Genomic DNA, 14,221 nt, shown 5'->3' on the forward strand with positions numbered 1-14,221 from the left:
GCACTTGTTGAGGGGTGACGGGACGCGGGGCCCGGCCTGGGACCCGGTTGTCGCACGTCTCACGTCCGCCCCGTACGCCCCTTCCCTCCCGGGCCGTCCGCAATCCGCCGGCGGTACGGGAGGGGGGAGCGGGAACCGGGGCCGGGCGGTCCGCCCGGCCCCGGCGCGGGTCAGCCCAGCTCGCCGGAGGCGGTCCACTCGGCCAGCGACACCAGGGTGCGGATCGCGGAGCCGGTGGCGCCCTTGGGCGTGTAGCCGAAGGGCCCGGCCTCGTTGAAGGCCGGGCCGGCGATGTCGAGGTGGGCCCAGGTGATGCCCTCGCCGACGAACTCGTTGAGGAAGACGCCGGCCGCCATGCCGCCGCCCATCCGGCCGCCGACGTTGGCCATGTCGGCCACCGACGAGTCCAGGCCCTTGCGCAGCTCCTCGGGGAACGGCATCGGCCAGGCCGGCTCGCCCGCCTCCTCGGCCAGCTCGTGGACGGCGGTGCGGAACGCCTCGTCGTTGCCCATCACGCCGAAGGTGCGGTTGCCGAGCGCCACCACCATGGCGCCGGTCAGCGTCGCCACGTCCACGATCGCGTCCGGCTTCTCCTCGGAGGCCTTGGTGATCGCGTCGGCCAGCACCAGGCGCCCCTCGGCGTCGGTGTTGAGCACCTCGACGGTCTTGCCGCCGTACATCCGCAGCACGTCGCCGGGGCGGGTGGCGGTGCCCGAGGGCATGTTCTCGGCCAGCGCCAGCCAGCCGGTGACGTTGACCTTCAGGCCGAGCCGGGCCGCGGTGAGCACGGCGGCGAAGACGGCGGCGGCACCGGCCATGTCGCACTTCATGGTCTCGTTGTGACCGGCCGGCTTGAGCGAGATGCCGCCCGAGTCGTAGGTGATGCCCTTGCCGACGTAGGCGAGGCTCTTCTCGGCCTTCGGGTGGGTGTAGGAGAGCTTCACCAGGCGCGGGCCGTGGGCCGAGCCCTGGCCGACGCCGACGAGACCGCCGAAGCCGCCCTTGACGAGCGCCTTCTCGTCGATGACCTGGACCTTGACGCCGTGCTCCTTGCCGGCGGCGGTGGCCACGGCGGCGAAGGACTCCGGGTAGAGGTCGTTCGGCGGGGTGTTGACCAGGTCGCGGGCGCGGTTCATCTCCTCGGCGAGGGCGACGGCACGCTCGGCGGCCGCCTTGGCCGCCTTGTCCCGGGGCTTGGCGCCGAGCAGCGCCACCTCGCCCAGCGGGCCCTTCCCGGCCTCCTTCTTCGCGCCCTTGCCGCCCTTGGCGTCGTCGCTCTTGTACGCCGTGAAGGCGTACGCGCCGAGCAGTGCGCCCTCCGCGACGGCGGCGACGGCCTCGGCGGAGGCCAGCGGCAGCGCGAACCCGGCCTTCTTGGTGCCGCTCAGCGCACGGGCGGCGGTGCCCGCGGCGCGGCGCAGCGCCTCGGCGTCGTACTCCTCGCCGTCCTCGGCCACCGGGCCGATGCCCACGGCGAGGACCAGCGGGGCCTTCATGCCGGAGACGGCCAGCTTGGTGGTCTCGCCCTCGGCGCCGGTCGCGCCCAGGGTCTCCAGCACGGTGGCGAGCCCGCCGTCGAACGCCTCGGAGACGGCCTCCGAGCCGGGGGCGGGGACAGGACCGTCGGGGCCCTTGGCCACACCCACGACGAGGACGTCGGCGCGCAGCGTCGCCGCGCCGGAGGAGCTGAGAGTGAGAGCAGTCACGGTGGTGAAATCTCGCTTCCGTTGAGTTCCAGGGCCGAAGAGGTCGGTTCGGCCGGACCGGGGCGCATCCTAGGCGCCACCACCGGACCCCTGCCCGGCACACGGCGCCGCCCGCGCGGGCGGACGGCGGGGTACGGCAGGGAGCGCGACGGCGGGGCCCGGGCCCGACACGGCGCCCAGGCGGACCGGCCACGGCCCGGGCCTGAGCCTACGCTCCGTGACGAAGGTCGCGACAGGCGGCATATCGGCCTGTTTCGGTGACGGCAGGTCAGGGCGGTGCCAGGATCGGGAGGCCCGGAGGCCGGACCCGCCGGTCAGCCGAAGGTCAGGACGAGGAGCGCGGCCGTCAGCGCCGTCTCCTCCAACGCGCCGAACACGTCGCCCGTCACGCCCCCGAACCGCCGCACCGTGTGCCGCAGCAGTACCTCGGCGGCCGCCAGGCCCACGGCCACCGCCAGCCCCGCCCGCACCGCGCCGAGCACCCCGTCCGGCAGCCCGGAGAGGACCGCCGCCGCCAGCACCGCGCCGGCCACGGCGACGGCCGCGCCGGCCGGGACCGTCCCGGCGACGGCCGCCCCGAGCCCCTCAGGGCGGGCGGGTGGCACCGAGGGGCGCGAGGCGAGGGTGAGGGCGAGGCGGCCGGTGAGGGCGGCGACGGCCGTGCCGGTGGCACCGGCCACCCAGCCGCCCGCGTACAGCTGTGCCACCGCCGCCACCTGCGCGAGCAGCGTCAGCACCAGCGTGACCACGCCGAACGGCCCGATGTCGGACCGCTTCATGACCGCCAGCGCCCCTTCGGGCGGGCGGCCGCTGCCCAGGCCGTCGGCGGTGTCGGCGAGGCCGTCCAGGTGCAGGCCCCGGGTGAGCGCGGCGGGCACCGCCACGCTCACCACCGCCACCAGCAGCGGCCCCGCCCCGAGCCGCAGCAGCGGCCAGGCGAGCGCCGCCGCCGCCAGCGCCAGGACCAGCCCCGCCAGCGGCGCCGCGGCCATCCCGGCGCGGGCGGCGGCCCGGTCCCAGCGGTCGACCCGCACCGGCAGCGCGGTGAGCGTGCCGAAGGCGAAGCGCAGCCCGTCGGCGGCGGAGGCGCGCGGCGGGAGCGCCGGGGGAGGGGGACGGCCGGGGGGCGGGGGGATGGGGGTCTCGCTCATCGCGCGAAGCGTAGCCGGGTGCGGTAGACCGAGGGGCAGGCGCTCGGTCCGCCGCCGCGCGGGCCGGGGCCGGGCCGGCCGGAAGGGAGCGGCATGGGGTCCTGGTGGGACCGGAACATCATCGATCCGGGGAAGCTGCCGCTGCTGCTGGCGCTGGCCGCCTTCATCCTGGCCTTCGTGGTGGTCCGCACGGTCACCCGGCTGATCCGGGCGGGCAAGGGCCCGTTCCGCGACGTGACGCCCGGCGGCCTGCACATCCACCACGCGGTGCCCGGCGTGATCCTCATGGTGGTGGGCGGCTTCTGCGCGGTCGGCAGCGGGCGGCACGGTGTCGGGGCCGGGGGCGCCGCGGTCGTCTTCGGGGTGGGCGCCGGGCTGGTGCTGGACGAGTTCGCGCTGATCCTGCACCTCTCCGACGTGTACTGGACCGAGCAGGGGCGGCAGAGCGTCGAGGTCGTCGTCCTCGCCGCCGCCCTCGGCCTGCTGGTCCTCGGCGGCTTCTCCCCGCTCGGCGTCGCCGACGTCGGCCCCGAGGAGCACGAGGGCCGTACCGGCGTCGTCGTCGGCGTCCTCGTCAACTTCTGCTTCGTCGTCCTCGCCCTGCTCAAGGGCAAGCCCCGGATGGCGGTACTCGGCGTCCTCGTCCCCCTGGTGGCCCTCGTCGGCGCCCTGCGCCTGGCCCGGCCCGGCTCCCTCTGGGCCCGTCGCTTCTACGGCGACCGCCACCGCGCCCGGGCCCGGGCGACCCTGCGCTACTACCGTCGCGACCGCCGCTGGGCCGGGCCGCGCCGCCGCCTGGAGAACCTCATCGGCGGCGCGCCGGACCCGACGGCCGCGGGGCCGGGGGCGGGCCCGCGCGGCTGAGCGGTCCGGACCGGGGCGTCGGGCCGGGGCGGGCTCCCGGGCCGTCTCCGGGCCGAGCGAGGAGAGGCACGTCTGCGTCCCGGGGTGGGAGGTGAGCCCACGGTCTGCGCGTCGAGCCGTCGGCCCGCCGCCTCCCGCACCTCCGTGGCCCTCGCCCGGACGCGGCCGCGCTCCTCCCGCAGGCGGCTGGAGCCCGACCTCGCGGGCACCCGCGGCCGGCCGGGGGTCCGCCGGCTGCGGACAGCCGCCGGGTCAGGCCGACCCGGCCCACGGCCGACTCCGGGCGGACGCGCTGGCCGCCGCCCGTGCGCTCGGGACACGGGCGCCCCTGCCCCTCGTAGTAGCGCCGGGCGCGCGTGCTGACACCGGCCCGTCCGGCCAGTTCACCGGCGACCTGGACGCACGTGTGCGGCACCCTGCGGGGCATCCGCGCACCGTGACGACGGCGGGAAGCGACACCGCCCGGGGCCCCGGCGCAGCTGCACGGCCCGCCGCCCTGCCGCCGACCTGACCGGCTCCCCCGGGGGGAGCCGGGCCGGGGTCGGTCCCCGGCCACGGCTCTCAGCCCTCGGCCTTCTTCAGGAGCCCGTCCTGCCCGCCCGCCTCCGGAGTGGCCTCTTCCACCTCCGGCTCCCCGGCCGGGGCCTGGGGCTGCTCCGGCAGGGTGCCGCAGAGCGCCGCCGCGGACTGGACGAGGGGCAGCGCCAGCAGCGCGCCGAGCCCTTCGCCGGCCCGTACGCCCTGGTCGAGCAGGGGGTCCATGGCCAGCCGGTCCAGCGCCTTGGCCTGGCCGGGCTCGCCGGAGACCTGACCGGCCACCCACCAGTCGGGGGCCCGGAACGCCACCCGCTGGGCGACCAGCGCGGCCGCCGCCGAGACCACGCCGTCCAGGATCACCGGCGTGCGGCGGACCGCGCTCTGGAGGAGGAAGCCGGTGAGCGCCGCGAGGTCGGCACCGCCCACCGCGGCCAGCAGTTCGAGCTGGTCACCGAGGACCGGGCGGGCCCGCCGCAGGGCGTCCCGGATCGCCGCGCACTTGCGCATCCACGCCAGGTCGTCGATGGGCAGACCGCCCCGGCCGGTCACCACGGAGGCGTCCGTGCCGCAGAGCGCGGCGATCAGCGTCGCGGCGGCCGTCGTCCCGCCGACGCTCAGGTCACCGAGGACCACCAGGTCCGTCCCGGCGTCCGCCTCCTCGTCGGCGACGGCCACCCCCGCGAGGAAGGCCCGCTCGGCCTCCTCGGCGCTCAGCGCGTCCTCGCGGTCGATCACCCCGGAGCCCCGGCGGACCCGGTGGCGCACCACCTCGGCGGGGAGCGTCTCCGGGTCGCACTCCACCGCCACGTCCACCACCCGTACCGGCACGCCCAGTTGGTCGGCGAGGACCGCCACCGGGGCCTCGCCCGCCAGCACCGCGCGCACCAGCGCCTCGGTACCGCCCGCGGGACGGGCCGACACCGCCAGCTCCGCCACCCCGTGGTCACCGGCGAACAGCACCACGCGGGGCCGCTCGACCGGCGCCACCGGCACCGTGCCGCGGGCCGCCGCCAGCCACTCGCCCAGCTCGTCCAGCCGCCCCAGGGCACCGGGCGGCACCGCCAGCCGCTCCCGGCGCTCCTCGGCGGCGCGGCGGACCGTGCTGTCGGGACGCTTGATCAGGTCGGAGAAGTCGTCGAGATTCAGCGCGCTCATTCGCCGAACAGTACCGGCAGGGGACCGTGGCGCGGGCGGCCGGGACGACTCCCCGCGACCCTCCCCCGGCGGGTCGTTGCACTGGGCCGACGCGCGCGGAAGGGTGGGCGGCGGCGCCCCTTTCACGCCGGAATGGGAGCGTTCGTACCCCAGGTCCGGCACGGGGTGCGCCCCACCGCCCACCCCCATGGAAGGCACCCGCCCATGCCGCTCCCTCCGCTCCCCGCCTCCGCGTCCCGCGGCCTGGACTCCGCAGACCATCCGACGGACGACTGGGGCGACCTCGTGGGCCTGCTGGGCCCGGCGGTGGAAGCGCCCTGGGGGCCGGAGGGAGCGGTTCTGCCCGCGGCGGCTCCGGGGGCCGCGGGCGAGGTCCGCCGGGGCGTCCCGGCCGCCGAGAGGGCGGGCGCGGCGGACGCGCCGGCGCGGGGCGCGGCCCCGGCCGACCGGGCGGCGACGCTGCCGGCGAGCACCGACCGCACGGACCCCGGAGCCGCCGGTGCCGCGTTCGCCAGCCGGCCCTCCTCCCCGGCAGCGCGGGGGAGTGCCCAGGCGCCCCCCCGGTCCGGGGCCACCGGCTCCGCCCACCCCACGGCCTCCGCTGCCGCTTCAGCCCAGAGGGGTATGCCATCCCTCCCCACCTCGCCGGAGGAGCGCCCCACCCCTGACGCGCCCGCCGGAGAAGCCGCCCCGCCCGGTGGCCTGGGCGACCCCATGGGGCTCCTGATCCCGGCCGACCGCGTCGTCCTGGCCGACGATCCCCAGCCCGTCCCGGGCGCCCGGCCGCCCGGGACGGGGCCGGTCGCGGGCGGCGCCCCTGCGGAGGATGCGGCCTGGGAGGCCGAGCAGCGCAGACCTCCGCACCCCGAGTGCGCCGCGCGGGGCTGGAGCGCGGTGCGGGAGGCGCGGCGGGTGCGGCAGGTGGTGCGGGCCGTGGCGGCGTACCGGGAGCCGGAGAGCTGGCTCGACGTGGACGCGGGGGACGGGCGGTTCGCGGCGGCGGCGCGGCGGGTCCTGCCGTACACCGCCTTCGACGGGACCGGGCTCGGTGCGGAGGTGGTGCGGGCGCGGGCGGCCGGGGCGCTGGACGAGGCGTACCGGGGGGCGCTGCCGCTGCTGGCGGGGGAGCTGGCCGGGCGGTACGACGTGGTGGGGCTGCTGCACCAGCTCGGCGGCTGCCCCGACCCTCAGGCCGAACTCGCGGCGGCCCGGGCGGCGCTGCGCCCCGGCGGCCTGCTGCTCGTGGAGGCGCCCGACCCCGCGTGCCGTACGGCGGCGCTGCTCGGCCCCTGGTGCCTGCCGCACTGCGCGGCCCGGCCCGCGCTCGCCCCCGAAGCGGTGCTGGAGCTGCTCGCCGGACTGGAGTTCGAGCTCCTCGCGGTGGACCGGGTCGCCGCGCACGTCCCGCGCACCCTGGACGCGCTGCGGGCGGCGGCCGGGCTGCCGGGAGAGCGGGCCGCCCGCACCGCCGACCGCCTGCTCGCGCCGCTGCTGCGCCGTACCGGCTTCGCCAACGCCTACCGCATCGTGGCCCGGCGCCCGGCGGACACGTCTACTTGAGCGGGAGCGGCTGGCCCGCCACGACCAGCAGGACGTGTTCGCACTCGGCGGCGACGGCCGCGTTGAGGCGGCCCAGTTCGTCGCGGTAGCGGCGTCCGGCGGCCGTCGCCGGGACGATGCCGGAGCCGACCTCGTTGGAGACGGCGACCAGGGTCCGCCGGGTGGTGCGGACGGCGTCGGCCAACGCGGCGCAGCGGGCCCGCAGTTCACGTTCGCCGCCGCCCGCCCAGGCCGCGTCGTCCCACGCGTCGACCTGGTCCATGGCGTCCGTCAGCCACAGCGACAGGCAGTCCAGCAGCAGCGGCGGCCCGTCCTCGGCGAGCAGCGGCACCAGGTCGCAGGTCTCCGCCGTCCGCCACGAGCCGGGCCGCCGGTCGCGGTGGAGCGCGACCCGCGCGGCCCACTCCCGGTCCCCGTCGCGGGTGCCGCCGGTCGCCACGTACAGCACGTCGGGCCAGGCGGCCAGCCGCCGCTCGGCCTCCAGGGACTTGCCCGAGCGCGCCCCGCCCAGCACCAGCGTCCGCCGGGGGAGGGGCGGCCGGACCGGGCCGGGGCCACTGCCGGAGGCGAGGCCGCGTACGCCGGGCGCGGGCGGCGGGCCGACGGTGAGCCGGGTGCCGTCGGGCACCGCGCGGGCACCGGCCGCGGTCAGCCGGCGGACCGTCTCCCGGCCCGCGGGCACGTCGTGGCCGAGGTGGACGGCGAGGACATCGGTGTGGGGGGTGACCGCACCGGTCTCCCGCAGCCTGGCCAGCGCGTCCGGCCGCCCGACGACGTCCGCCAGGACCGTGTCGTACGGCGCGGCGGCGGCCCCGTCGAGGCCTCCCGTCCCGGCGGGCGCCGCCCCCGGCGGCAGGTACAGCAGCCGCTCCCCGTCGTGGCCCGTCACCTCGTAGCCGGTGCCGGGCGCGTCCATGGCCACCGCCCGCACCCGCTGCCCGCTGATCAGCGTCAGCTCCCGCCCGTCGGGCACCCGCGCGGGTTGCGGCAGCCCGGCCGGGATCTCCATCGCGGGCCCGTCGTGCGGGTGCGAGAGCAGCACCTGCCGGACCTGGCCGAGGCTCTGCCCGGCACGGGCGGCGGCGAAGGCGATGCCCGGGGTGAGGTCCAGCAGCAGCGACCCGTCGACCAGCAGCGCGGTCGCCGCGCGGGCCTGGTCGCCGAGAGCGGTCGCGCACACGGCGCACGGGCAGTCCGGGCGGGGCAGGCCCTCGGGCGCCCCGGTGCCGAGCAGAGTCAGTTCCACGGCCCCGATCCTGCCGTGTTCGCCGCCGCGCCGCATGTCCCGCCCCTGTGACGTGGACGACGCCACCCCTGGCAGGCGTACACCGTGCGTACACCACCCGCACCCGCCCCCGCTCGTCTACGCTGCCCGGACAACCGGACGCTCGGGAGGCAGAACATGGTGCCGTGGACATGGCGGTTCGAGAAGGCCGACGGGACGGAGGTCAGCCCCTCCGTGGAGCCCGACGAGTTCAGCACGCAGGGCGACGCCGAGTCGTGGCTCGGCGAGTACTGGAAGGAACTCCTCGAAGGCGGCGTCGAACAGGTCCGCCTCTTCGAGGACACCACCGAGATCTACGGCCCGATGAGCCTCAGCGAGGCGCAGACGGCCTGAGGGTGTACGCACCGCGGCCCGCCACCCCGGCAAGGGGGTGGCGGGCCGCGGTGCGTACGGAAGGCGTCAGCCGCGTACGCCGCACAGGTGCAGCAGGGCAGCCACCGAGCGGTACGGGTCCGTGCGTCCGGCCCGCTCCTCGGCGGCCAGCAGCGCCTGGAGCTCGGCGTCGTCCGTCGGCACCGGGCCGTCCGAGGCGCGCGCGGCCAGCACCCGCACCCCGTACCACCGCTCCAGCGGCGCGCCGATCCCCGCCAGCGCCGAGGTGAGGGAGCCGAGCCGGTCCGCGCGGACCGGGCGGCCGGGGCCCTCGGGGCCGGTCTCCGCGTCGAAGGCGTCGAGCGCGCCCCGCCAGTCACCGGCGAGGCCCGGGCGGAGCGCCAGCGCCTCCGCGTTGCACACCAGCAGGGAGAGCAGGCCGCCGGGGGCGAGCATCCGGCCGAGACCCGCGAGGAGCGCGTCCGGCGACTCGACGTGCATCAGCACACCGTGGCAGAGCACCACGTCGAAGCTGCCCGGCAGGAAGTGCACGCCGGTGTCGTGGCCGTCGCCCACCACCAGCCGGAACCGCTCACGGATGCCCTCGGGCTGACCGGCCAGCGCCTCCCTGGCCGCCTCGACCAGCAGCGGGTCCGACTCCACACCGGTGACCTGGTGGCCCAGGCGGGCCAGCCGCAGTGCCTGCCGGCCCTCGCCCATGCCGACGTCCAGGACGCGCAGCCTGCGGCCCACGGCGAACCGCGCCGCCAGCTGCTCGTCCAGCTGGCGGGCGACCAGCTCGCGGCGGACCCGCTCCCGCAGCCCCTCCGCGGCCGGCCGGGACAGGCCGTCGCCGAGCCGCTCCGGGGTGGCCTGCGCCGGGACGGCCGAGAGCCGCGCCAGGACCCGGCGCGGGTCGTCGTGGGCGGAGGACCCGGACGGCGGCACACCAGGGCCGCCGGGCGGCTCCGCGGTGTGGGTGCTCAGGGCTGCTCCCCGCGCTTGACCATCGGCTTCGGCAGGCGCAGACGGCGCATCTGCAGGGTGCGCATCAGGGCGTACATGACGGCGCCCTTCATCGGCTGGCCCTCGAACCGCTCCCGCAGCGCGCGCTTCAGCTTCATGCTGGTGACGACGGAGTCGATCACGATCAGCACGATCAGCGCCATCCACAGCAGCAGCGCGATGTTCTGCAGCTGCGGCACCCGGATCATGCTGAGGACCAGGATGACCACCGCGAACGGCAGGAAGAACTCGGCCACGGCGAACCGCGAGTCGACGTAGTTCCGGGCGAACTTGCGCACCGGCCCCTTGTCGCGGGCGGGCAGATACCGCTCGTCGCCGTTGTTCAGCGCCTCGCGCTGGCGTGCCATCTCGGCCCGCCGGGCGTCGCGCTGCTTGCGCGCCGCCTCCTTGCGGGACATCTGCGTGTTGGTCACGCTGCGCCGCTGGGACTGGGCCTGCGCACGCTTGGGGGTCGGGCGGCCCTTGGGGGCCTGCGGGTCACGGGGCTCTGTGGAGGGGGCCGCCTGCGTGGCGGGCGCCTTCTCGCTATTCGCACGGCTACGGAACACAAAACCCAAGCGTACGGTGTGCGGGCGCATGGACCCCAGGGGTCCGGGGAACGATCCCGCAACACACCGCGCCCTGATTTGGGGCGTACGGGGACGTGCCGGTGGTTTGCCGGTGCTTTGCCCGGGGTGCGGGAGCCCGCCGCTACTCCTCGCGCCGGAGCGTCGCGGCCCGCACTCGTCCTTGCGGAGGAGCGCATCGGCGCTCGGACAGTGCGGTAATGGAGGCAGGGCCCGTAGGGTGGGTTCTGTTGGTGTTCTGAGCTGGAGTCCGTCAGAAGGGGGCGCGCGAAGCCCATGAGCGGTGTCATGAAGCGTATGGGGATGATCTTCCGCGCGAAGGCGAACAAGGCCCTTGACCGGGCCGAGGACCCGCGCGAGACCCTCGACTACTCGTACCAGAAGCAGCTGGAGCTGCTCCAGAAGGTCCGCCGCGGCGTCGCCGACGTGGCGACCTCGCGCAAGCGCCTGGAGCTGCAGCTCAACCAGCTCCAGAAGAAGTCCACCGACCTGGAGGGCCAGGGCCGCAAGGCGCTGGCGCTGGGCCGGGAGGACCTCGCCCGCGAGGCCCTCTCCCGCCGCGCCGCGCTCCAGGGGCAGATCACCGACCTGGAGACGCAGCACCAGACGCTCCAGGGCGAGGAGGAGAAGCTCACTCTGGCGGCCCAGCGGCTCCAGGCCAAGGTCGACGCCTTCCGCACCAAGAAGGAGACGATCAAGGCGACGTACACCGCGGCCCAGGCGCAGACCCGGATCGCGGAGTCCTTCTCGGGCATCTCCGAGGAGATGAGCGACGTCGGCGTCGCCATCCAGCGCGCCGAGGACAAGACGGCGCAGCTCCAGGCCCGCTCCGGCGCTATCGACGAGCTGCTCGCCTCCGGTGTCCTCGACGACCAGTCCGGCCTCCAGAAGGACGACATCCAGCTGGAGCTGGACCGCCTCTCCGGTGGTAGTGATGTGGAGCTGGAGCTCCAGCGGATGAAGGCCGAGCTGGCCGGAGGTCCGTCGGGCGGCCAGCAGGCCATCGAGGGCGGTGCCCAGGGCGAGCAGCCCCAGCAGCAGCCGGAGGACACGCCCCGCTTCGAGAAGAACTGAGCGCCGAGGAGGGCGTCGTGATCGTACGGATCATGGGCGAGGGGCAGGTCAAGCTGGCGGACAGCCACTTCGCCGAGCTGAACGCGTTGGACGACGAGCTGCTCGCCGAGATGGAGAGCGGCGACGGCCCGGGCTTCCGCGCCACCCTCACCGCGCTCCTGGACAAGGTCCGCGAGCTGGGCACCCCGCTGCCCGACGACTCCCTGGAGCCGTCGGAGCTGATCCTCCCGTCCCCCGAGGCCAGCCTCGAAGAGGTCCGCGAACTCCTCAGCGACGACGGCCTCATCCCCGGCTGAACACCACCACCTCGGCGAGCCGGGCGCGGACCCCGCGCCCGCGACTCCGCACCGCCCAAGCCCCTGGCCTGCCTGGCCGGGGGCTTCGGCGTGGGACCGGCGGGGCAGGGGCGGTTTTCGGCGGTGAGCCGCGCCGGGCAGCCGGGTGGCGGCCTGGCGAGCTGCGCGCGCCCGCCCCCACGCCCCGGAAGCCCGTGCCCCGCCCCGTCGGGTCCGCAGGGCCACTGCCCTCCCTGGCCCACCGCCGAGATCCCCGCCGACCGCTCACCCTGCTCACCCCGCTCCGCCCCGGTCCGCCCTGAACGGCCCCGCTCCCCGTTCAGGCAGAATGAAGCACGCCCCGGCGCCCGGCCGCGAGCGGTACGTCCGGCCCGGGGGAGACGGTCCAGCCGGGCCGAGCGGTACCGCCAGCGCACCCCGGAGGGGCCCGTGAGCCCGACCACCGCCACCCCCGCGGCGCCGCCTCGGCGTGCCGCCGCCCGCCTCCGCCGACAGGCCCGCGCGCATCCCCGACTGCTCGACGCGGTTCTCGCGGCCGGTGTGCTGGTCTGCATGCTGGCGTCGTCGCTGACCGACCCGCACCACCCGGACGGCCCCACCTGGCGGGCCGCGCCGCCCGGCACCGCCGGTTTCGTCCTGATGGCTCTCGGGGCCGCCGCGCTCGTCCTGCGCCGCCGGGCACCGCGTACCGTGCTCGCCGCGACCTCCGCCGCCTCGCTGGCGGTCCTGGTCTCCAGCGACCCGCGCACCCCGGTCGTGATGAGCGCCGCCGTCGCGCTCTACACCGTCGCCGCCCGCACCGACCGGCCCACCACCTGGCGGATCGGCCTGCTCACCTCGGCCGGGCTCACCGCCGGCGCCATGCTCTGCGGCAATCTGCCCTGGTACGCGCAGGAGAACTTCGGCATCTTCGCCTGGACCGGCCTCGCCGCGGCCGCCGGGGACGCCGTGCGCAGCAGGCGGGCCTACATCAGCGCCATCCACGAGCGGGCCGACCGCGCCGAACGCACCCGCGAGGAGGAGGCCCGCCGCCGCGTCGCCGAGGAGCGGCTGCGGATCGCCCGCGACCTGCACGACGTCGTCGCCCACCACATCGCCCTGGTCAACGTCCAGGCGGGCGTCGCCGCCCATGTCATGGACCGCAGGCCCGACCAGGCCAAGGAGGCGCTGGCCCACGTCCGCGAGGCCAGCCGCTCCGCCCTCGACGAACTGCGGGCCACCGTCGGCCTGCTCCGCCAGAGCGGCGACCCCGAGGCGCCCACCGAGCCCGCGCCCGGCCTCGCCCGCCTGGACGACCTCGCCGAACGGTTCCGCAACGCCGGACTGCCGGTCGAGATCGCCTGCCCCGACCCGGCCGATCCGCTGCCCGCCGCCGTCGACCTCGCCGCGTACCGCGTCGTACAGGAAGCCCTCACCAACGTCCACAAGCACGCCGGGCCCGGCGCCCGCGCCGAGGTCAGCGTCGTCCCCGTCGAGCGGCACATCGAGATCACCGTCCTCGACGGCGGCCCCGGCACCGGGCCCCAGCACGCCACGGCCGCCGCCGGCCCGCCCTCCGGTGGCGGCCACGGCCTGCTCGGCATGCGCGAGCGCGTCACCGCCCTCGGAGGCACCTGCACGGCGGGGCCCCGCTTCGGCGGCGGCTTCCGCGTCCATGCGATCCTGCCCGCCCAGGGCGCGGCCCCCGCCGCCCGCACGCCCGCCCCCGTGCCGCCGCCGCGGACCCAACCCCCGAAGGACGGCCGATGACCATCAGGGTGCTGCTCGCCGACGACCAGGCCCTGCTGCGCAGCGCCTTTCGCGTGCTGGTCGACTCCGAACCCGACATGGAGGTCGTCGGCGAGGCCGCCGACGGCGCACAGGCCGTCGAACTGGCCCGCACCACCCGCCCCGACGTCGTCCTCATGGACATCCGGATGCCCGGCACCGACGGCCTCGCCGCCACCCAGCTGATCAGCGCCGACCCCGCCCTGGACGGGGTGCGGGTGGTCATGCTGACCACCTTCGAGGTCGACGAGTACGTGGTCCGCTCGCTGCGCGCCGGTGCCTCCGGCTTCCTCGGCAAGGGCTCCGAGCCCGCCGAACTCCTCGGCGCCATCCGCGTCGCCCACGCCGGAGAGGCCCTGCTCTCCCCGGCCGCCACCAAGGGCCTCATCGCCACCTTCCTCGCCCAGTCCGACCACGGCGCCGACGAGCGGCACGGCGCACGCGAGGAGCGCCTCGCCACGCTCACCGGCCGCGAGCGGGAAGTCCTCGTCCACGTCGCGGGGGGCCTCTCCAACGACGAGATAGCCGCCCGGCTCCAGGTCAGCCCGCTCACCGTCAAGACCCACGTCAACCGCGCCATGGCCAAGCTCGGCGCCCGCGACCGCGCCCAACTCGTGGTCACCGCCTACGAGACGGGCCTGGTCCGCCCCCGCACCACCTGAGCCCGGGCCGCCCGCCCCGACCGGTCCGCACGCCCTCGCCGCCCCACCCCGCCGCCGGGGCGCGCCGAGCCGTGGATAAACCCCGAGGTGTACCCCTCGTACTGCGCACGCAGTACGAGGCGGCCGAGAAATCCGACCGGAAGCGGCCGGACCGCCCGCCGCGGTCGCCCATCGTGGAGCGGGGGACGCGGTCGCGGCCCTCGCCGGCGCGTCCGCGAGGCCGCTCGCGGACGGCCCTTCCCGGACGCCGTTGCCCAGCA

General features: G+C 76.8%; 13 protein-coding genes. 7 read left to right on the forward strand and 6 right to left on the reverse strand.

The window, feature by feature from the left end:
* Positions 1-170: 170 nt before the first annotated feature.
* Both ACFWMZ_RS10525 and ACFWMZ_RS10530 read right to left on the reverse strand, forming a co-directional pair.
* Entirely contained in the window at positions 171-1,706 is a 1,536-nt protein-coding gene (locus ACFWMZ_RS10525; protein WP_383177849.1) for a leucyl aminopeptidase, read from the reverse strand.
* Positions 1,707-2,020: 314 nt separating this feature from the next.
* On the reverse strand, positions 2,021-2,857 hold the full coding sequence (locus tag ACFWMZ_RS10530; protein ID WP_383177852.1) for an adenosylcobinamide-GDP ribazoletransferase: 837 nt from the start codon (positions 2,855-2,857) through the stop codon (positions 2,021-2,023).
* A 93-nt stretch (positions 2,858-2,950) separates the two neighbouring features.
* Here ACFWMZ_RS10530 and ACFWMZ_RS10535 point away from each other — a divergent pair, with 93 nt between their 5' ends.
* A complete protein-coding gene (locus tag ACFWMZ_RS10535) occupies positions 2,951-3,721 on the forward strand; it encodes a hypothetical protein (RefSeq protein ID WP_383200764.1) in 771 nt (256 codons plus the stop codon).
* Positions 3,722-4,282: 561 nt separating this feature from the next.
* Here the strand turns inward: ACFWMZ_RS10535 and cobT are convergent.
* Positions 4,283-5,413, reverse strand: a complete 1,131-nt coding sequence (gene cobT, locus ACFWMZ_RS10540; protein ID WP_383177858.1) for a nicotinate-nucleotide--dimethylbenzimidazole phosphoribosyltransferase — start codon at positions 5,411-5,413, stop codon at positions 4,283-4,285.
* A gap of 624 nt (positions 5,414-6,037) precedes the next feature.
* On the opposite strand from cobT, the gene ACFWMZ_RS10545 reads away from it, so the two are divergent.
* Positions 6,038-6,973 carry a methyltransferase domain-containing protein gene (locus ACFWMZ_RS10545; protein ID WP_383177860.1) on the forward strand — a complete coding sequence of 312 codons (936 nt, stop codon included), beginning with the start codon at positions 6,038-6,040 and terminating at the stop codon, positions 6,971-6,973.
* Here ACFWMZ_RS10545 and ACFWMZ_RS10550 read toward each other — a convergent pair.
* Positions 6,966-8,219 (reverse strand): bifunctional adenosylcobinamide kinase/adenosylcobinamide-phosphate guanylyltransferase, encoded by a 1,254-nt coding sequence (locus ACFWMZ_RS10550; protein WP_383200767.1) that lies wholly within the window; start codon positions 8,217-8,219, stop codon positions 6,966-6,968. The genes ACFWMZ_RS10545 and ACFWMZ_RS10550 overlap by 8 nt on opposite strands.
* Before the next feature lie 156 nt (positions 8,220-8,375).
* On the opposite strand from ACFWMZ_RS10550, the gene ACFWMZ_RS10555 reads away from it, so the two are divergent.
* On the forward strand, positions 8,376-8,591 hold the full coding sequence (locus ACFWMZ_RS10555) for a hypothetical protein (protein ID WP_003947667.1): 216 nt from the start codon (positions 8,376-8,378) through the stop codon (positions 8,589-8,591).
* Between the two features lie 66 nt (positions 8,592-8,657).
* Here ACFWMZ_RS10555 and ACFWMZ_RS10560 read toward each other — a convergent pair whose 3' ends face one another.
* Entirely contained in the window at positions 8,658-9,368 is a 711-nt protein-coding gene (locus ACFWMZ_RS10560) for a class I SAM-dependent methyltransferase (RefSeq protein ID WP_383178024.1), read from the reverse strand.
* Between the two features lie 185 nt (positions 9,369-9,553).
* Positions 9,554-10,174: a DUF3043 domain-containing protein gene (locus tag ACFWMZ_RS10565; protein WP_383177866.1), complete on the reverse strand. Its 621-nt coding sequence runs from the start codon at positions 10,172-10,174 to the stop codon at positions 9,554-9,556.
* 285 nt (positions 10,175-10,459) lie between these two features.
* Between ACFWMZ_RS10565 and ACFWMZ_RS10570 the strand changes: the two genes are divergently transcribed.
* The 4 genes from ACFWMZ_RS10570 to ACFWMZ_RS10585 all read left to right on the forward strand — a co-directional run bounded on the left by ACFWMZ_RS10570 (position 10,460) and on the right by ACFWMZ_RS10585 (position 13,961).
* Entirely contained in the window at positions 10,460-11,236 is a 777-nt protein-coding gene (locus tag ACFWMZ_RS10570; RefSeq protein WP_383178027.1) for a PspA/IM30 family protein, read from the forward strand.
* Between the two features lie 17 nt (positions 11,237-11,253).
* The gene (locus tag ACFWMZ_RS10575; protein ID WP_383177869.1) at positions 11,254-11,532 is read left to right on the forward strand and encodes a hypothetical protein; all 279 of its coding nucleotides are present in this window, start codon (positions 11,254-11,256) and stop codon (positions 11,530-11,532) included.
* A gap of 429 nt (positions 11,533-11,961) precedes the next feature.
* Complete coding sequence (locus ACFWMZ_RS10580) at positions 11,962-13,281, forward strand: sensor histidine kinase (RefSeq protein WP_383177872.1); 1,320 nt, start codon at positions 11,962-11,964, stop codon at positions 13,279-13,281.
* Entirely contained in the window at positions 13,278-13,961 is a 684-nt protein-coding gene (locus ACFWMZ_RS10585; protein WP_383177875.1) for a response regulator, read from the forward strand. Before ACFWMZ_RS10580 ends, ACFWMZ_RS10585 begins: the two co-directional genes overlap by 4 nt.
* Positions 13,962-14,221 lie beyond the last annotated feature (260 nt).

This window comes from Streptomyces sp. NPDC058373, assembly GCF_042723275.1.
Classification (GTDB): Bacteria; Actinomycetota; Actinomycetes; order Streptomycetales; family Streptomycetaceae; genus Streptomyces.